Here is an 18,598-nt window from a genome sequence, read left to right as displayed (position 1 = left end):
GGCCGGTGTGCAAACTTGAGCGGCCATTCCGCTCCCGCGATTGGGACGGGGCGAGGGGATCAACCGTGTCGCCCATGATATGCTGCGCAGTTACATGCAAGGAGCGCCCCAAAAGTGGCTCAGGCAACGCACAACAAAATCGTCTCCTTCATCTGGGGCATCGCTGACGACGTCCTGCGCGATCTTTTCAAGCGCGGCAAGTACCCGGACGTGATCCTGCCGATGTGCGTCATCCGGCGCATGGACGCGGTGCTTGAGCCGGCCAAGGAGCAGGTGCTCGCCACCAAGAGAATGCTCGACGAGGCGCATATCACCGAGCAACGCGCCGCGCTGTGTGATGCTGCGGGTCAAGCGTTCTACAACACATCGAAGTTCACCCTGCGTGATCTCAAGTCCAGAGGAAGCCAGCAACAGCTTCTGGCGGACTTTGAGGACTACCTCAACGGCTTCTCGCCCAACGTCCAGGACATCCTCGAAAACTTCAAATTCCGCAACCAGTTGCAGACGCTGTCGAGGGCTGACGCCATCGGCACGCTGATCAACAAGTTCCTCGACCCCGACATCGACCTCTCGCCGGCCGGCATCGACAACCACTCGATGGGAACGGTCTTCGAGGAACTGGTGCGCAAGTTCAATGAGGAGAACAACGAAGAAGCGGGCGAGCACTGGACGCCGCGCGACGCGGTTCGCCTGATGGCGAATCTGGTGTTCCGGCCGATCGAGTCCGCGATCCGGTCCGGCACCTACCTGCTCTACGATTGCGCCTGCGGCACCGGCGGCATGCTCACCGTCGCCGAGGAGACGCTGACGGCGATCGCCGCCGCGCGCAGCCAGCAGGTCAGGTGCCTGCTCTACGGCCAGGAGATCAACCCCGAGACCTACGCCGTCTGCAAGGCCGACATGCTGCTGAAGGGCGAAGGCGAGAGCGCCGAGCACATCGTCGGCGGCGCCGAGTGGTCCACGCTGGCGCACGACGCCTTCCCCGCCCGCGAGTTCGATTTCATGCTCGCCAACCTGCCCTACGGCAAGAGCTGGAAGAAGGACCTGGAAGCCATGGGCGGCAAGGACGGCATGCGCGACCCGCGCTTCAAGGTCATGCACCAGGGCGAGGAGCTGTCGCTCGTCACGCGTTCGAGCGACGGGCAAATGCTCTTCCTCGCCAACATGGCATCCAAGATGAACGGCCAGTCGGCCCTCGGCAGCCGCATCGCCGAGGTGCATAACGGCAGTTCGCTGTTCACCGGCGATGCCGGCCAGGGCGAGAGCAACATCCGCCGCTGGCTGATCGAGAACGACTGGCTCGAAGCCATCGTCGCGCTGCCGCTCAACCTCTTCTACAACACCGGCATCGCCACCTACATCTGGGTGCTGTCCAACCGCAAGCCTGCGCACCGCCAGGGCCGGGTGCAGCTCATTGACGCCAGCCAGTGGTTCAAGCCGCTGCGCAAAAACCTCGGCAAGAAGAACTGCGAACTCTCGCTTGAGGACATCGAGCGCATCAGCCGCTGCTTCCTCGACTTCGCGGAGACGCCCGAGTCGAAGATCTTCCCGAATGCCGCTTTCGGCTACTGGAAGGTCACCGTCGAGCGCCCGCTGCGCCTGCACAGCCAGCTTTCGCTCAAGGCCATCGAAACGCTGCGCTTCAACTCCGGCGACGAGGACCTGCGCGCCGCGCTCTACGAAGAGTTCGGCGACGACCTGTTCAGCCGTTTCTCGGCGGTTTCCGTCGCGCTCGAGAAGCGCCTCGCCGACTGGGGCAGCAGCGACGACCCCGAAGGCGAAGACGACGAAGGCGGCACGAAGAGGGGCCTGCCCGAGCGACAGAAGAAGAAGCTGCTCGACGCCAGGACCTGGGAACGCGACGGCCGCCTGGTCGACGTGGCTACCCGGCTGCGCGTGCTGCTGGGCGAGGCGCTCTTCGACGATCACAACGTCTTCCGCGACCGCGTGGACGCCGCGCTGAAGACGGCCGGGATCAAACTCGCCGCCGCCGACCTCAAGCAGATCCTCAAAGCCGTGAGCTGGCGCGTCGAGAGCGCACCGCCGGTCATCTCCAGGGTGCACAAGCCCGGCAAGGTCAGGGCCGAGCCGCTGCGCGGCCTCTACGCGGTGAGCGTGGATGGCAGGCCCGCCATCGTCGAGTACGAGCCCGATGCCGACCTGCGCGATACCGAGCAGGTGCCGCTGCTCGAAGACGGCGGCATCGAAGCCTTCATCCGCCGCGAGGTGCTGCCGTACACGCCCGACGCGTGGATCAGGGACGACGCCACCAAGATCGGCTACGAGATCAGCTTCACGCGCCACTTCTACAAGCCGCCGCCGCTGCGCACGCTCGAAGAGATCAGCGCCGACATCCTGGCCATCGAGAAGGAGGCCGAGGGCTTGCTGGATGGTCTGCTCAGGGTCGGTCAGCGATGAAGAAGAAGTCCACTACTTTGCCCCAGGAACTCAAGCCCTCTGCGCTACAGACCGGGAGGCAAGAGCACGCCGGGCATACCGCCAGGGCACAGGTGCCTGTCGTCGTGGATGAGGCGGCGCTCCTCACTGACTTGAGAGAACTGATCCAGTCCGCCCGCCAGCGGATTGCCACAGTTGCGAATTCGACCACGACGCTGCTGTACTGGCATCTCGGGCGTCGACTCCTCGCCGAGAGTCTTCAGGATGAGCGGGCGCCGTACGGAAAACGCATTCTCGCGACCGTGTCACGCGAATTGACCGTCGAATTCGGGCAGGCCTTTACCCTCCGCTCGCTCTATCGCGCCATTCAGTTCTGTCAGGGTTTCACGAACCAGGAGATTGTGTCGACGCTGTCGACACAATTGAGCTGGAGCCATTTCGTCGAGCTGTTGCCGCTCAAGGATCCGCTGGCCCGCGATTTTTACGCGGAGATGTGCCGCATCGAGCGTTGGGACGTGCGCACGCTGCGCCAGAAGATCGGCGGCCTGTTGTTCGAGCGCACCGCGCTGTCGAAGAAGCCGCAAGACGTCATCGCGGCGGAGATCGGCAGACTTCGCGACGGGCAGATGAGCCCCGACATCGTCTTTCGCGATCCCTACCTGCTCGACCTGCTGGGACTCAAGGGCGCCTACAGCGAACGCGACCTCGAGAGCGCCATCCTGCGCGAGATCGAGGGGGTGTTGCTGGAACTGGGCAGCGGCTTCGCCTTCGTCGCCCGGCAAAAGCGCATCAGCGTCGGCAGGGACGATTTTCATCTCGACCTGCTTTTCTTCCACCGTCATCTGCGCCGGCTGATCGCCGTCGAACTGAAGCTGGAATCCTTCCAGCCGGGCCATGTCGGGCAGATGGAACTGTACCTGCGCTGGCTGGACAAGCACGAACGCGCTCCCGGCGAGGAAGCCCCGATCGGACTCATCCTGTGCGCGTCCGCAGACGCCGAGCAGGTGGAATTGCTGCAGCTCGATGCCAAATCGATCCGCGTCAGCGAGTACCTGACGGAGTTGCCGCCGCTGCCTTTGCTGCGTGCGCGGCTGCACCAGGCGATCGAGCACGCCCGCGAGAGCGCCGCCCGGCGAGCGGTGGTGGGGGATCCATGATCGCCGACCTCAGGCCGTATGCGGAGTACAAGGAGTCCGGGTTGCCGTGGCTCGGGAAGGTGCCGAGCCATTGGGAAAACCGGCCCGCGTTTGGTGCTTTCGTGCCCAATCGCGAACGCAACCACGGCATGAAGGAGAAGACCGTGCTTTCTCTCAGCTATGGTCGCATCGTCATCAAGCCTGCGGAGAAACTCCACGGCCTAGTACCTGAATCGTTCGAAACCTATCAGATCGTCAATCCGGGCGACATCGTCCTTCGCACCACCGATCTTCAGAATGACCATACCAGCCTCCGTGTAGGAATGGTCCGCGATCGTGGCATCATCACATCAGCCTACTTAGCCTTGCGAGTGAACACAGGTGTCAGTCCCGACTTTGGTTTTCAGTTCCTCAACGTCTGGGATATGAGCAAGGCCATTTACGGCTACGGCTCGGGACTTCGCCAGGGCTTGGACTTCTCGCACTTCAAGCGGATGCCCGTCGCGCTCCCACCACCCGCAGAGCAGGCGGCGATCGTGCGGTTTTTGGACTGGGCGAACGGGCGGTTGGAGCGGGCAATCCGGGCGAAGCGGAAGGTGATCGCGCTGCTCAACGAGCAGAAGCAGGCCATCATCCACCGCGCCGTCACCCGCGGCCTCGACCCCTCCGTCCCCCTCAAACCCTCCGGCATCCCCTGGCTCGGCGACATTCCGCAGCATTGGCGGGTATGGCGGCTGAAGTTTGTAGCCCTGAATATCGTAGACTGCCTCCATGCGACGCCGAGGTATTCAGACGCCGGCACGCATCCGGCGATCCGAACTGCCGATATTGTCGCTGGGGTTGTTCTTGTCGACCAAGCGAAGAAGGTCTCTTCACGCGACTACGCGCGTTGGACGACGCGACTACAACCTCAAGAAGGAGATATTCTCTATTCAAGAGAGGGCGAACGTTTCGGAATCGCGGCGTGCGTACCGGCGGCCGCCCAATTGTGCATATCACAGCGCATGATGGTCTTCAGGATTGCGACCGAACACTGCAGCAAGTTTGTAATGTGGCTGTTGAATAGTCGATCCACATACGGGCAGGCCCTTCAGGATGTGATGGGCGCAACCGCGCCCCACGTGAACATCTCTACGATAAGAAACTACTATCTGGCGTTGCCCCCGAAGCGAGAGCAGGAAGCAGTCGTCGAGCGTATTGGGGCCGAAACCCATCCGATTGAGGTGGTGATAGATCGCCTCGAACGCGAAATCGACCTGCTCCGCGAATACCGCACTCGCCTCGTCGCCGACGTCGTGACCGGCAAGCTCGACGTGCGCGAGGCGGCGACGCGCCTGCCCGACGAAGTTGCGCCTGACATATCTGCAGAAGTCGTTGGCGAAATGCTCAACGACGCTGGCAATCTGGATGAAGTTGACGCTGAGGAGACTTGAACCATGCCCGACCCGAGCAACTGCATTTTGATCCGCCATCTGGCGCCAAGAAATTTTCTGTCTTTCGGCACTGACAATCCTGGCATTGAACTCCAGGCGCTGAATCTCCTCATTGGTCCCAACGGCAGCGGCAAGTCGAATCTTTTTGAAGCGATCAGCCTGATACGTTCGGCTCCGAAGGAACTTCGGGAGGTGACTCGAAAGGGAGGCGGCGTCGGGGAATGGATATGGAAGGGCGGGACGAAAGAGCCGGCGTCGGTCGATTGCGTCGTGAGAGACGCCAAAGACTCGATACCGCTGCGCCATCTGCTCTCGTTCCGTTCGGTGGCGCAGGCATTTTCCCTTGAGGACGAGCGTGTGGAGCGAGCGCGCCCGCAGGCGGGGCAGCCAGACGTTGACTTCTTTTACCGCTACCAGCACGGCCAGCCGGTCGTCAATACAAGTGGCCATGGCAAACGTGGTCTGACCAGGGCGTCGATCGAAGCGGATCGCTCGATCCTGGCACAACGGCGCGACCCCGAAGCCTATCCGGAACTGGCCTGGCTGGCCCAAAACTACGAGCGCGTGCGCATCTACCGGGAATGGGCGTTTGGGCGGAATGCAGTATTCCGCGAACCGCAAAGATCCGACAATCGCAACGACGTGCTCGAAGAAGATTTCTCGGCTTCCCACTTAAGCCGGGACAATCTCTAACTTCAATGGGTTATGCACAACCCGGTGGCGGGACTTCCTCGGTAAGGGAAGTTCCCCCATCTGGTTGAGCAGCCAATCGAAAAGATCAGGGAAAGAGGTGCTAAACAGACGTTCGGCTGCGATAGTGCCGTCACTACGTCTCACCCCATAGTTGTGGATAACCGTTAGCGCAGCCAGGCGGCATTTCGTCAGACCTCGCCCGTTATGATACAACTGGGACAAGCGGCCATTGCGCCCTTCGACGGCGGAGGAGCTGCGATGGAACTGTCGCACCATCCATTCCCCCCATTCTAGCCAGCGCTGCAACTCACTCTCGGAGAATCCCGAATGGAACGGGTCTGCTTTCCAGGCCTCTAATGCTCGCTGCCAAGCCTCCTGATACCGTTTCCGGTGAACCCTGTTTTGCGTTTTCCGCATTTGGTAGTGCCAATAGAGTACGGGCAACAGCTTGCTCGTCAGCCATTGCCGAGTCGCTTCATCCAGAGACCAGCCCAGCAGGATTTCTTCTACCCAAAGCCACCAAAAGCTGACGTGACTCGATAAGGCGCCGATCTGGGCACGGAACTTCTTCAGGGCGGAACGGGTATCCTGGATCCCTTGTTGCGCCGCCAGAGTTTCCAGGGCCTGTGCTCGCGTTTCCAGTCCTGCCACTACGCTCTCCGCCGTCGTGCGAGTATTCTCCTCCAGGGAGAAGGGATGGATTTCCTCGGCGATTCCCAGCAACTGCTTCTGGTACTCTTGCTGCGCCTGTTCCACTTGCGCGCGGGCTTCCCAGGCACAGGCCTGTTGTGCCGCCAAAGCCGCCTTTTCCTCGGTACTGGCTCCGCGCGACGGCTGATCAAGGGCCTTCTGGGCCAGTTCGCAGCACTGATCCGCCTTGGCTTTTCGACGTCCCAAGGCCGGTGACAACCAGCGACTGAGGCCATATTGCTCGTGGAACGTATCCGCGCCCGAGGTACACTCAAAGCCTGTGACCGCTAATTTGATCAGGGCCTTCGCCCGGTCACTGATGGCGTGGTTGACTTCGATACCCAGTGCTTCCAGGCGCGGGGTCACCTGGGCAAACCAGGTATCGAAACCCCGGTCCTTCTGAATCGACTCCAGCAATAGGTAGCCCGAGGACAAATCCATCAGCACCAAGATCAGAATCTCCCCAAAGAACGTCTCATCCGCGGCCACCACCGCTTGGCGTGTCCGCGTCGGTACCGAGGCTTCACACTGTTGCTGAAACAGGGGCAACAGCGCTTCCATCCGGCTGAGTTGGGTCTGCAAGGCGCTGGGAGACACCCCCACATGGGTATGAAGGCGGATCAATTGGAAGAAATCCGACAAGGCACCCGCCCCCACATGATGTTGCAGCCCGAACGTGTACAGCACAGCAAATACCAGCAATCTCAGCCATGCCTCCCCCTCTTCGGTTTCCCAAAACCCCGATTCAGGATGTCGGTTCCTACGGGCTTGCGCTTGCAGGTGGCGATGAACACTGCTTTTCGGGCGATGAATTAATTCCCCCACTGCACGCAGGCTTCGTTTTCCCTGGTCTGTAAGTGCGGCAAAAATGACGCGGCTGGTTGTCCGTATGGCTTGAGTCGTAGAGTTTTTTTGTCATAAAACTGATGATACAGGAGATGCGGCAACCAGTTCCCATCTCCTCAGCTCCCTTCATCCTCAGACTCTATCGGTAGCATGACTGTCCCGCTTTAAGTGGGAAGCCGATTTCTCAAACCTCGGCCTCTTCCTGAACCGGCTGAAAACGCGCTTTCCGGCGGCCAAGAAGGCGATCCTCAGCGGCTTGAATGACCTCTATGATGGTATCCACGACTTCGATGTCCTGGTGGAGGGGGGCACGGTGCAAGTGTTCTTCACGGAGGGAGATTTCGTTATTCCCGCCACGCGCCTTTCCGATGGCACGTTGCGGTATCTTTGCCTTCTGGCAATTCTTTGCGATCCCGAACCGCCCCCCTTGATCTGCATCGAGGAGCCGGAACTGGGACTGCATCCCGACATCCTGCCGAAGTTGGGGGATCTGTTGCGAGCGGCCTCGCAGCGAACCCAGATCATCGTCACGACCCACTCGGATATCCTGGTCGATACGATGACAGAAACGCCCGATGCGGTGGTCGTCTGTACCAGGACGCAGGGACAGACGATCATGGAACGATTGAACACGGTCGACCTTGCCGAGTGGCTGAAAAGGTATCGGCTCGGCCAGCTCTGGACCAAAGGCGAGATCGGGGGAAATCGCTGGTGAGTGCGCATCTGTACGTGGAAGGCGGCGAATCGAAGGAGGACCAGATTCGCTGCCGCGAGGGGTTCCGGAAGTTGTTCGAGAAAGCGGGATTCTCGGGACGAATGCCTCGACTCAGCGCTTGCGGTGGGCGCGGATCGGTCTTCGATGATTTCAAGACCGCCTACGCCCTTCGAAAGGTGGGCGACTACATCGCCATGCTCGTGGATAGCGAGGAGCCCGTGGAGGATCTCGAACGAACCTGGGAGCATCTGAATCGCCGCGACCAATGGGACAAGCCTGTCGGCGCGAGCGACGAGCAAGTCCTCTTCATGACGACCTGCATGGAGACCTGGATCGTCACGGACCGGCGGGCGCTACAGGAGCATTACGGCCACAGTCTGCAAGAGAATGCACTGCCTCCATTGACCAACCTGGAGAACCGGAATCGGCACGAGGTACACGACAAGCTGGTCCACGCGTCCCGCAATTGCGCAAACGCTTACCGCAAGGGCAAGCGCTCCTTCGAGTTGCTGGCGAAGCTTGACCCTGCTGTACTGAAGAAGCACTTGCCCAGCTTCGTTCGTGTTGATCGCATCCTGAAGGCCAAACTGTAACGCCATGCCAACCGACACCAGCGAGAAGGGCCTGGAGAGCCTGATCATGCGCCACATGACCGGCGTGGATGGCCTTGCCATCGCACCGAACACCGCCGCGGAAGTGCGCGCGCCCTACGGCGGCACCGGCTACATCGCCGGCAGCGCGCAGGACTACGACCGCGCGCACGCGCTCGACGTGCCGCAGCTCTTCGCCTTCCTGCACGCCACCCAGCCCGACGCCTTCAGGAAGCTGGCGCTGGCCGACGCGAACGACGCCAGCGACATCAACCGCCTCAAGTTCCTCGCCCGCCTTTCTGCCGAGATCGGCAAACGCGGCGTCATCGACGTGCTGCGCAAGGGCGTGGCGCACGGGCCGCTGCACTTCGACCTGTTCTACGGCACGGCATCGAAAGGCAACGCCCGCGCCGCGGCGCGGCACGCGCAGAACCGCTTCTCGATCACGCGCCAGCTCGCCTACAGCAGCGACGAGACGCGCCGCGCGCTCGACCTGTGCCTGTTCATCAACGGCCTGCCGATCGCCACTTTCGAGCTGAAGAACAGCCTCACCAAACAGACGGTCGAGGATGCCGTCGAGCAGTATCGGCGCGATCGCAACCCGCGCGAACGGCTGTTCGAGTTCGGCCGCTGCGTGGTGCACTTCGCGGTCGACGAGAGCGAGGTGCAGATGTGCACCGAGTTGCGCGGCAGGGGTTCTTGGTTCCTGCCGTTCAACAAGGGCACCCACGACGGCGCCGGCAACCCGCCCAACCCGCACGGCCTGAAGACCGACTACCTCTGGAAGGAGGTGCTCACCCCGGCGGGTCTGACCAACATCCTCGAGAACTACGCGCAGATCGTCGAGGAGAAGGATCCGCGCACGGGCAGAAAGAAGCGTCGGCAGGTCTGGCCGCGCTATCACCAGCTCGGCGTCGTGCGCCAGGCGTTGGCCGATGTGCGCGCCCACGGGGCGGGCAGGCGTTACCTGATCCAGCACTCGGCCGGCAGCGGCAAGTCGAATTCGATCGCCTGGCTGGCGCACCAGCTCATCGGCCTGCAGCGCGACGGTGATCAGACGGATCAGGCGAACAGGGAGGTCTTCGACTCGGTGATCGTGGTCACCGACCGGCGCCTGCTCGACGACCAGATCCAGACCACGATCAAGCAGTTCATGCAGGTGGGCGCGACGGTGGGGCATGCCCAGCGTTCGGGCGACCTGCGCAAGTTCATTCAGGACGGCAAGAAGATCATCGTCTCGACGGTGCAGAAATTTCCCTTCATCCTCGACGAGATCGCCACCGAGAGCGGCAGGACCTTCGCCATCATCATCGACGAAGCGCATTCGAGCCAGGGCGGCAAAACCTCGGCGGCGATGAGCCAGGCGCTCGGTGCGCTGGGGGAAGACGACGACGCGGGACCCGACCCCGAGGACACGGTGAACGCGGCGCTCGAAAAGCGCATGGCGGCGCACAAGATGCTGGCCAATGCCAGTTACTTCGCCTTCACCGCGACCCCCAAGAACAAGACGCTGGAGATGTTCGGCGAGCCGCTGCCGCCCGACGCGGAAGGGCGCGTCAGACATCGGCCGTTTCACAGCTACACGATGAAGCAGGCGGTCGAGGAAGGTTTCATCCTTGATGTGCTCAAGGCCTACACGCCGGTAGACAGCTACTACAGGCTGATCAAGATGAGCGAAGACGACCCGGAGTTCGATACCCGCAAGGCGAACCGGAAGCTGCGCCGCTACGTCGAGAGCCACGAGCACGCGATCCGCCTCAAGACCGAGATCATGGTGGACCACTTCCACGCGCAGGTGCTGGCGGCCGAGAAGATTGGCGGGCAGGCGCGGGCGATGGTGATCACCAGCGGCATCGAGCGGGCGATCCAGTACTTCCACGCCTTCCAGGCGTATCTGCGGGAGCGCAAGAGCCCGTACCAGGCGATCGTCGCCTTCTCGGGCGAGCACGAGTACGGCGGAGCGAAGGTGAGCGAGGCGTCGCTCAACGGCTTCGCGAGCGGCGACATCGCACGGAAGATCCAGTCCGACCCCTACCGCTTCCTGATCTGCGCCGACAAGTTCCAGACCGGCTATGACGAGCCGCTGCTGCACACGATGTACGTGGACAAGCTGCTGGCCGGGATCAAGGCGGTGCAGACCCTGTCGCGGCTGAACCGCGGGCACCCGCAGAAGTACGACTGCTTCGTGCTCGATTTCCAGAACAACAGCGAGGCGATCACTGTTGCGTTTCAGGACTACTTCCGCACCACACTGCTCGCGGAGGAAACGGATCCCAACAAGCTGCACGACCTCAAGGCGGTGCTGGATGCGACACAGGTGTATTCCCCGGAACAAATGCAACGAGTGGTGGAACTGTTCCTCGGCGGCGAGGATCGCGACAAGCTCGATCCGATCCTCGATGCGTGCGTGGCGGTATACACCGGCACGCTTGACGAAGAAGGACAAGTGGACTTCAAGAGCAAGGCCAAAATGTTCTGCCGCACCTACAGTTTTCTGTCATCGGTGATTGCCTACAGCAATGCGGAGTGGGAGAAGCTCTCTATCCTGCTAAATCTGCTGATACCTAAGTTGCCCGCGCCGCAGGAGGAAGACCTCGCTAAAGGCATCCTCGAAGCCATCGACATGGATAGCTACCGCGTGGAGAAGAAGTCGGTGCAGAAGATCGTACTGGAGGATACGGATGCGGAGATCGAACCCCTGCCGACTGATGCCTGTGGTCATAAGCCCGAGCCAGAGTTGGACCGCCTGAGCAACATCCTCAAAACCTTCAACGACCAGTTCGGCACCCTGTTTACAGATAGCGATCGCGTGACAAAGCGCATCCGCGACGACATCGCGCCACAGGTCGCCGCAGACGCGGCCTACCGGAACGCCAAGGAAAATACACCGCATACGGCACGTATGGCTCACGATCAGGCCCTGGGAAGGGTGATGCAGATCCTGCTCAGGGACGACACGCAGGTCTACAAGCAGTTCGTCGAAAACGAATCCTTCCGGCGCTCCGTTGGCGATATGGTGTATGCGCTGACGAGTCGGGGTGATGTCCAGCCAACACGGGGCAACGCGGCGGGTAGCTGACGGCCGCCTTAGGCGCCTGCGGTTACTGGTTGGTTACGAGCATCCGCTTTCCGCCATTTTGGTGCCGGCTTTGAGGATGGTAAGGGCCCACGAACGATTGGCAGTACGCCAGCAATGCACTACCATAAAGCGGTGAACTCTTCCACAACCAATCAATGGGGTTCGAACATGAACGTACGCAGCTGTCGGATCACGATCGCAGGGATGTCGATCGCCGCTTTGTTGTCCATCTCTGCCGCGCACGCGCAGCTTGGAGATCTGCTCAAGAAGGAGGAAAGCAGCGCATCGTCCGGTGGACTCGGGAATCTCGGTGGCCTGGGTGGGGCACTGTCCGGGCCATCCATCACCTCGGGCAGCGCCAGCAACGTCGCGGGCTTGCTGGAGTTCTGCATCAAGAACAATTATCTCGGCGGCAACAAGGCGGCTTCGGTCAAGGACTCGTTGATGAGCAAGCTCCAGGGTGGATCCTCCACCTCCTCCGACAGTGGCTACAGTAGCGGTGCCAAGGGCATTCTGAGCAGCAGCGATGGCAGTCAGCTCGACCTCGGAGGGATGAAGAAACAGCTCACGAAGAAGATCTGCGACAAGGTTCTCGACCAGGGAAAATCGATGTTGTGAGTGGGCAGGGGGAACGATCTCGCTGGAAATGGTCGGGATACCTGAGGTCATGATGATGTTCTGGTTTTTGATCGTCATGCTGGCCGCAGCATGGGGGATTGTCGGCCATCTTCAGGAGAACCTTGCGAAGATGCCTCGACCAGCACCTGCTCAGATCGTGCCGCCATCCGTACAGACGAGCGCTCCACCGCTCCCCCCGCCAGCTCCTGCCGATGATGACGCGGTCAAGCATGCAAACGCGGATGGGGATGCAAGGCCTTACTATGAAAGTCGCGAGCGACTCACGAATCTCCCCTCCCCACTCGCGGGGGAGGGTTTGGGGGAGAAGGAAACGGTCATGATCATCGGGGATGTCTTGCAAAGTCATGACCGTTTGGACAGGGCATCCTCAACCGAGACACCCAGGCCAGGGGATCAGTGCTTCGGCAGATGCGAGTGATGATGCGCAACCCGGCCGGCCGTGCTCCACTCAGCGTTGTGCGGCTCGATATGCAGAATATGATGATCTCCGACCATGGCAGTTATCGCGGCAGCGATGGCGACGACATCCTCGACCGGAATCTCCTGCTCTGCAACGAACGCCTGAACCGGCGCTTTCTTCTTGGATGCGGGGGCGGACGGGCGCTTGTGCGACACCCAGGTGCCGACGCGGTTGAGCAGCGGGAACCATGAGAGTACCAGGCCGATGAACGAGATCACCACGAAGCTCAGGAAGAAGTCGATCAGGCTGAGGAGCAGCGCGCCTTGCAGGGTGTCGGGAATGAGGGAATTCATGTTCGCGGTCCTCGATGTGGAAAGGGTAGGGTCGGCATGGCGTGTTCAGCCGACACCGATCAGCGCGAGCATGATGCCGCCGGAAATGGCGGTGCCGAAGACGCCGGCGAGGTTCGGACCCATCGCGTGGTAGATGAGGAGGTTTTTCGGGTTCTCCTGGTACGCCACGATGTGCGACACGCGCGCCGCGATCGGCACCGAAGCGATTCCGGCCGAGCCGATCAGCGGGTTGATCTTGGTCTTCAGGAACAGGTTCATGATCTTTGCCGTCACCACGCCAGAACCGGTGCCGAACAGAAAGGCGACCAGGCCAAGTCCCACAATTTCCAGTGTCTGCAGCGTCAGGAACTTGTCCGCCGCCATGGTGGAGCCGATGGCCACGGTCAGGATCATGATGATCACATTCATCAGGCCACCCGCAGCGGTCTTGGCCAGGCGATCGACGACGCCGGTTTCCTTGAACAGATTGCCGAGCATCAGCATGGTGATCAGCGGCGCGACTGGCGGGAAAAACAGATTGACGATGATCGCGATCACGATCGGGAAGGCGATTTTCTCCAGCTTGCTCACCTTGCGCGATTGTTCCATGCTGATCTGGCGTTCGGCCTTGGTAGTCAGCAGCCGCATCACTGGCGGCTGGATCATCGGCATCAGCGCCATGTACGAATAGGCGGCCACCGAGACCGGGCCGAGTAGATGCGGCGCCAGCTTGACGGTGACGAAGATCGCCATCGGGCCGTCGGCGCCACCGATGATGCCGATGGCGCCGGCCTCGGCCAGGCTGAAGCCGAGCAGTTTGGCGAGAATCAGTGCAACGAAGATTCCCAGGTGCGCGCCGGCGCCGAGAATGACCAGCTTGGGATTGGCGATCATCGGTCCGAAGTCGGTCATGGCGCCGACACCGAGGAAGATCAGCGGCGGAATGATCAACAAGGCCACGCCCTGGTAGGCGTAGTGGAACAGCCCACCCTCCTTGACGACATAGAGCAGCGCCGAGATCGCCTGTCCACCCGGTACATCATCTGGTGGGCCGGGAACGTTGGCGACGATGCACGAGAAGCCGATGCCGATCAGCAGCAGCGGTTCGTAATGCTTGGCAATTGCCAGATAGATCATCGTACAACCGATGATCACCATCACCAGGTTACCGAACGTGAAATGCACAGCCCCGGTCTGATCGAGCAAGGCCTGGAGAAAAACCGGGATTTGATCCACTGCCACCTCCTGTATCCGGGAAGAATGGCAGGATGTCCTGCCAATCACCGCTGCGCCGGGAATCGCCAACGGTGAAGAGTTGGAGTATAAGTGTCGCCGATCAGCGTCCTAACTAGGGTTGGCACTAGATCTTGCCGCCAGACTTGCCAATGATTTGCCCATGCACCGACCGGCCTCAAGCAGAGACACCCCCCATCTCGCGGTGGTCGCCATGAATCGCCCGATGACCTTGCCGCCGCAGGGATTGCCGGGCGGTGCCCGGATCAGGCATGCAGGCGCCGGCAGGTGGCTCGCTTTGGCGCTGCTACTCACCACATGGATCGGCGCTCTCGACTACCTCAGTGGCTACGAGCTGCGACTCGGCAGCCTTTACCTGCTGCCGGTCGCGCTCGCCACCTGGAGCGCAGGACGCTATGCAGGGCTGTCGATCGCTGCCGCTGCCTGCCTGTGCTGGCTGTGCTGGCTGTTCAGCTTCAGTTCATCGCACGGCTACGCGCGGCCGGAACTGTTCTATTGGGATGGCCTCGTGATGGTGGTGGTCTTCGTCGTTTTCGTCATCCTGCTGACCCGGCTGCGCCTGGCGATGCAGCGCGCCGACGAGCGTTTCGTGCGCGTGCTCGACGAAATGCACGCGGCTGTCTATGTGGTGGACGCACACAGCGGACGGATCCTGTACGCTAATCGACGCCTGGCGGAGATGATCGGCGCAGAGCCGAATGGTCTGGGTGCTGCCGACCTGCCGCAATACTTGACCGGTGGCGATGGCCATGACCGCCGCGGCGCGCTGTATCCCTCCCTCGGCTTCAGTTCCGAAGAACGGCGCGACCCGGCGAGCGGTCGCTGGTATCTCGTGCAATTCGGCCCGATACCCTGGCAGGACACCAGCGCGGTGACCCTGATCGTCGTCACCGACATCTCGGATCGGCGCCACGCGCAGTTTTTGCGGCGCGAGAACCGGGACATGCTGTACCGTACGTCGCGCCTTTCTGCGCTCACCGAAGCGACTTCTGCACTGGCGCACGAGATCAACCAGCCGCTGATGGCGATCGCCAGCTACAATGACGCCTGTCTGCGCCTGTTGGCGAACGAAACAATGGACCGCGCGGAACTGGTGCACGCCATCGAGAAGTCACGCGGCCAGGCCATACGCGCCGGCAACATCGTCACGCGGATGCGCGACTTCGTTCGCAGCAAACACCCCCAGCCGGTATTGTGCGAACTGAACGCCATCGTTCGCGAGGCGATCGAGCTGATGGAAGCGCGCATCGAGGACCACTGCGTCGTCGTCAACGTCGTCCTGGGCGAGCACCTGCCGCCGATACTCGCCGATCGTTTCCTGCTCGAACAGGTGGTGGTGAATCTGCTCGAGAACGCGGTCGATGCGATGCGGCCACTTGCCCAGGCGCGTCGCCGGCTCACCGTCTCGACCGGTCGGCAGTCCGCTGGCGCGATCACCGTATCGATCAGCGATAATGGCGAAGGAATACCCGCGGCGATGTACAAGCATCTGTACACGCCATTTCGCTCCACCAAGCCGCAAGGGCTCGGGCTCGGCCTGTCGATCTGCCGCTCGGTGGTCGAAGCGCATGGCGGGCGCCTGTGGCATGACCCGAATCCAGGCGGTGGGACGATTTTCCACTTCACGATCGCCGCGGAGGATGGATGAGCGACAAGCCGGCAATCGAACAGACGGTTTTCGTGATCGACGATGACGAGGCGGTGCGCGACTCGCTGGGAATGCTGTTGCGCACGGCCGGCCTGCAAGTGCAGCTTTTCAAGTCGGCGCGGGCTTTCCTCAAGCACTTCAGCCCGGAGTGCTCGGGCTGTCTGATCCTCGACATCCGCATGCCGGTGATGAGCGGTCTCGACCTGCAGGACGAGCTTTACAAGCGGCGCTGCCGCATCCCGATCGTCTTTCTCACCGGGCACGGCGACATCCCGATGGCAGTGCGTGCGTTGAAAAAGGGCGCATTCGACTTCATCGAAAAGCCGCATGACGAGCAGCGCCTGGTGCTGGCAACCTGCCATGCGCTGCGCGCCGATGCCGAGCAGCGCTGCGGCATGGCCGCCCCCCCGCATTCGCCGCCGGACCTGGCGGAGCGCCTGGCGCTGCTGTCCGTCCGCGAGCGCGAGGTGCTCGAGCACATCCTCGAGGGCCGGCAGACGCGCGCCATCGCCGAGGCTCTCTGCGTCAGCGTCAAAACGGTCGAATTCCATCGCAGCCGTATTCGGGAAAAGTTGCAGGTCGGCTCGCTTGCCGAGTTGTTCCGGCTATTCATGACGAACGGCGAGCAGGGTCTGCGGCGCGATGAGTTCTCTCCTGTAGTGGAGTCCAGGGAAGGATAGCCCGTTCGGGCGGTCTGTCCGGTGAATCGCTGGCGCGAGTCCGCTCCATCAGCGAAAGAGTGATTGCACCGCGGCGCCGATGGCGGCGGCAGAAGGTGCGTAAGCCTGTTCCAGCGGAAAACTGGCGGCGGCCGGCGCGTCCGGGCCACCGAGGCGCAGCACCGGCGCCCTGAGTGCGGCAAAGGCCTTTTCTGCGGCCAGCGCGGCGATTTCGGCGCCAAGGCCGGCCATCCGCGCCGCTTCATGTACTACCACCAGGCGTCCGGTCTTCCTCACCGAAGCCAGGATGGCGTCCTCGTCGAGCGGCTTGAGGCTGCGAAGATCGATCACTTCGGCCGCAATCCCGATGGTGGCGAGGGTCGTCGCCGCCGCCAGGCAGTTGCCTACCGTCTTGCCGTAGGACACCAGAGTGACATCGGTACCGCTACGAAGCGTCGCCGCCGTGCCGAGGGCAAGCAGATGCTCGCCCTCGGGCACCTCGCCGGGCTGGTGAAGCAGCGCCAGATCGATGAAGAAGAGCACCGGGTTGTCGTCGCGGATGGCTGCCTTGAGCAGACCCTTGCAGTCGGCGGCGTTCGACGGCATCACCACCTTGATGCCGGGGCTGTGCACGAACCAGGCCTCGTTATTGTGGTTATGCTGCGCGCCGACGCCCCAGCCGGAGCCGGTCATCGCCAGGGTCACCAGCGGAAAGGAAAACTGGCCGCCGGACAGGAAGCGCAGCTTGCCGGCGCTGTTGACCAGCGGGTCCATCGCGTAGCAGAGGAAGGGTGCGAAGAGCAGGTCGATCACCGGTCGCAGCCCGCTGGCTGCGGCACCAACGGCAGTACCGGCGATGATGGCCTCGGCAAGTGGCGTGTTGCGAATACGCGCGCTGCCGAATTCGCTCAAGAGATCGTGGCGTTTGGTGGCGACGCCTTCGCCGAACATCAACACCGTCGGGTCGCGGCGCATCTCCTCGGCGATCGCGGCAGCGATGGTTTCGTAGGGAGTCTGGATTGGCATGGGAAATCCTCAGGCGTAAACGTCGCGGGTCATCTCGCTGATGTCGGGGAAGGGGGAGGCTTCGGCAAAGGCCAGTGCAGCAGCGATCCGCTGCTGTACTCGCTGCTGCAGCGCCGCGGCGGTTTCGGGGGTCAGCCGGCCGTTGCCGAGCAGACGTCGGCGGCAGGCTTCGATCGGGTCACGGGCCAGCCAGGCGGTATGTTCGGCAGGATCGACGTACGCCTGGTCGTCCGGCTCGAAATGGCCGCGGCTGCGATAGGTATAGGTTTCCAGCAGGAAAGGCCGGCTGCTGTCGCGCACGTGCGCCGCCGCGGCAAGGGTGGCGGCACGCACGGCCGCGACGTCGTTGCCATCGACGGTCGCGCCATCGACGCCATAAGGCGCTGCCCATTCGGCGATATGGTCGCTCTTCATGGTCTCGCGACGATGCACGAAAGCCTGCCACTGGTTGTTCTCGCAGACATAGAGAATCGGCAGATCCCACACCGATGCGAGATTCAGCGACTCATGGAAGATGCCTTCGCAAGCCGCGCCATCGCCAAAGAAGCAGGCGACGATTCCCGGCCGGCCAAGCATTTTCTGCGCCAGCGCGACGCCGGTGACCAGCGAGAGTTCGCCGCCGACGATGGTCGAGGTCAGCACCACCCCGAGTTCGCGTACCGAGATGTGCAGCGAGCCGCTCCTGCCCTGACAGTAACCGTCGCGGCGGCCCATCACTTCGGCCAGCAGGCGGCCGGGGTCGGCGCCGCGTGCCAGGAGATGCGCGGCGCTGCGGTGGTTGGTGAGGATCAGGTCGTCGGCGGTGAGCGCGCTCACCACGCCAACCCCGGCCGCTTCCTGGCCAACCGAGGTGCAGGTGCCCGGTACCTTGCCGGCAGCGCTGCTCTCGACGATCATCTCCTCATAGGCGCGCACCAGCAGCATCTGCTCGAGCAGTTCGATCTCATCGATGGATTTTCTTTCTGGTTTCATGACTGTTCCCGTGGTGGTTCTGGCCATGCGAGTCTAGCCTACGCAGAAAAATCCGCAAGACGAAGGAAGCCGATACCTTCCCGTTCCAG

Annotated in this window: 14 protein-coding genes and 1 pseudogene; 10 read left to right on the top strand and 5 right to left on the bottom strand. The window is 62.1% G+C overall.

The annotated features are described in order from the left end of the window. Positions 1 to 114 precede the first annotated feature (114 nt). Genes V5B59_RS10330 through V5B59_RS10315 form a run of 4 tightly spaced genes read left to right on the top strand, consistent with a single transcriptional unit; the run spans position 115 to position 5,659 of the window. Complete coding sequence (locus V5B59_RS10330) at positions 115 to 2,418, top strand: type I restriction-modification system subunit M (RefSeq protein ID WP_169071327.1); 2,304 nt, start codon at positions 115 to 117, stop codon at positions 2,416 to 2,418. Continuing rightward, a complete protein-coding gene (locus V5B59_RS10325) occupies positions 2,415 to 3,554 on the top strand; it encodes a PDDEXK nuclease domain-containing protein (RefSeq protein ID WP_169071326.1) in 1,140 nt (379 codons plus the stop codon). Before V5B59_RS10330 ends, V5B59_RS10325 begins: the two co-directional genes overlap by 4 nt. Further along, positions 3,551 to 4,966: a restriction endonuclease subunit S gene (locus V5B59_RS10320; protein WP_169071325.1), complete on the top strand. Its 1,416-nt coding sequence runs from the start codon at positions 3,551 to 3,553 to the stop codon at positions 4,964 to 4,966. The genes V5B59_RS10325 and V5B59_RS10320 overlap by 4 nt, the downstream gene beginning before the upstream one ends. 3 nt (positions 4,967 to 4,969) lie before the next feature. Continuing rightward, on the top strand, positions 4,970 to 5,659 hold the full coding sequence (locus tag V5B59_RS10315; protein ID WP_169071324.1) for an AAA family ATPase: 690 nt from the start codon (positions 4,970 to 4,972) through the stop codon (positions 5,657 to 5,659). Here V5B59_RS10315 and V5B59_RS10310 read toward each other — a convergent pair. After that, positions 5,639 to 7,174 carry a DUF6399 domain-containing protein gene (locus V5B59_RS10310; RefSeq protein ID WP_332351228.1) on the bottom strand — a complete coding sequence of 512 codons (1,536 nt, stop codon included), beginning with the start codon at positions 7,172 to 7,174 and terminating at the stop codon, positions 5,639 to 5,641. The two genes, V5B59_RS10315 and V5B59_RS10310, sit on opposite strands and share 21 nt — an antisense overlap. Before the next feature lie 193 nt (positions 7,175 to 7,367). Between V5B59_RS10310 and V5B59_RS10305 the strand changes: the two are divergent. The 4 genes and pseudogenes from V5B59_RS10305 to V5B59_RS10290 form a co-directional block, all read left to right on the top strand. Then, positions 7,368 to 7,910, top strand: a pseudogene (locus V5B59_RS10305) (AAA family ATPase); the annotation flags it as partial. Beyond that, on the top strand, positions 7,907 to 8,503 hold the full coding sequence (locus V5B59_RS10300; protein WP_308240202.1) for a DUF4276 family protein: 597 nt from the start codon (positions 7,907 to 7,909) through the stop codon (positions 8,501 to 8,503). The pseudogene V5B59_RS10305 and the gene V5B59_RS10300, both read left to right, overlap by 4 nt. A 4-nt stretch (positions 8,504 to 8,507) precedes the next feature. Then, positions 8,508 to 11,579 (top strand): type I restriction endonuclease subunit R, encoded by a 3,072-nt coding sequence (locus V5B59_RS10295; RefSeq protein WP_169072050.1) that lies wholly within the window; start codon positions 8,508 to 8,510, stop codon positions 11,577 to 11,579. A 168-nt stretch (positions 11,580 to 11,747) separates the two neighbouring features. Then, positions 11,748 to 12,197 (top strand): DUF2501 domain-containing protein, encoded by a 450-nt coding sequence (locus V5B59_RS10290; protein WP_169072051.1) that lies wholly within the window; start codon positions 11,748 to 11,750, stop codon positions 12,195 to 12,197. 414 nt (positions 12,198 to 12,611) lie between these two features. On the opposite strand, the gene V5B59_RS10285 is transcribed toward V5B59_RS10290, so the two are convergent. Then, positions 12,612 to 12,971: a hypothetical protein gene (locus V5B59_RS10285; RefSeq protein WP_169072052.1), complete on the bottom strand. Its 360-nt coding sequence runs from the start codon at positions 12,969 to 12,971 to the stop codon at positions 12,612 to 12,614. Between the two features lie 45 nt (positions 12,972 to 13,016). Beyond that, the gene (locus V5B59_RS10280; protein ID WP_211203541.1) at positions 13,017 to 14,108 is read right to left on the bottom strand and encodes a sodium ion-translocating decarboxylase subunit beta; all 1,092 of its coding nucleotides are present in this window, start codon (positions 14,106 to 14,108) and stop codon (positions 13,017 to 13,019) included. A gap of 289 nt (positions 14,109 to 14,397) precedes the next feature. Between V5B59_RS10280 and V5B59_RS10275 the strand changes: the two genes are divergently transcribed. Further along, entirely contained in the window at positions 14,398 to 15,852 is a 1,455-nt protein-coding gene (locus V5B59_RS10275; protein WP_169072054.1) for a sensor histidine kinase, read from the top strand. After that, positions 15,849 to 16,532, top strand: a complete 684-nt coding sequence (locus tag V5B59_RS10270; protein ID WP_332351858.1) for a response regulator transcription factor — start codon at positions 15,849 to 15,851, stop codon at positions 16,530 to 16,532. Before V5B59_RS10275 ends, V5B59_RS10270 begins: the two co-directional genes overlap by 4 nt. Before the next feature lie 48 nt (positions 16,533 to 16,580). Here the strand turns inward: V5B59_RS10270 and V5B59_RS10265 are convergent, their stop codons facing one another. Next, the gene (locus V5B59_RS10265; RefSeq protein ID WP_332351857.1) at positions 16,581 to 17,537 is read right to left on the bottom strand and encodes an alpha-ketoacid dehydrogenase subunit beta; all 957 of its coding nucleotides are present in this window, start codon (positions 17,535 to 17,537) and stop codon (positions 16,581 to 16,583) included. Positions 17,538 to 17,546: 9 nt separating this feature from the next. Continuing rightward, entirely contained in the window at positions 17,547 to 18,509 is a 963-nt protein-coding gene (locus tag V5B59_RS10260; RefSeq protein ID WP_169072055.1) for a thiamine pyrophosphate-dependent dehydrogenase E1 component subunit alpha, read from the bottom strand. Positions 18,510 to 18,598: the final 89 nt, after the last annotated feature.

This window comes from Candidatus Accumulibacter contiguus (assembly GCF_036625285.1).
GTDB classification, from domain to species: domain Bacteria; phylum Pseudomonadota; class Gammaproteobacteria; order Burkholderiales; family Rhodocyclaceae; genus Accumulibacter; species Accumulibacter contiguus.
The sequence above is the reverse complement of the archived record's forward strand: the minus strand, read 5'-3'. Positions and strand labels throughout refer to the sequence as shown.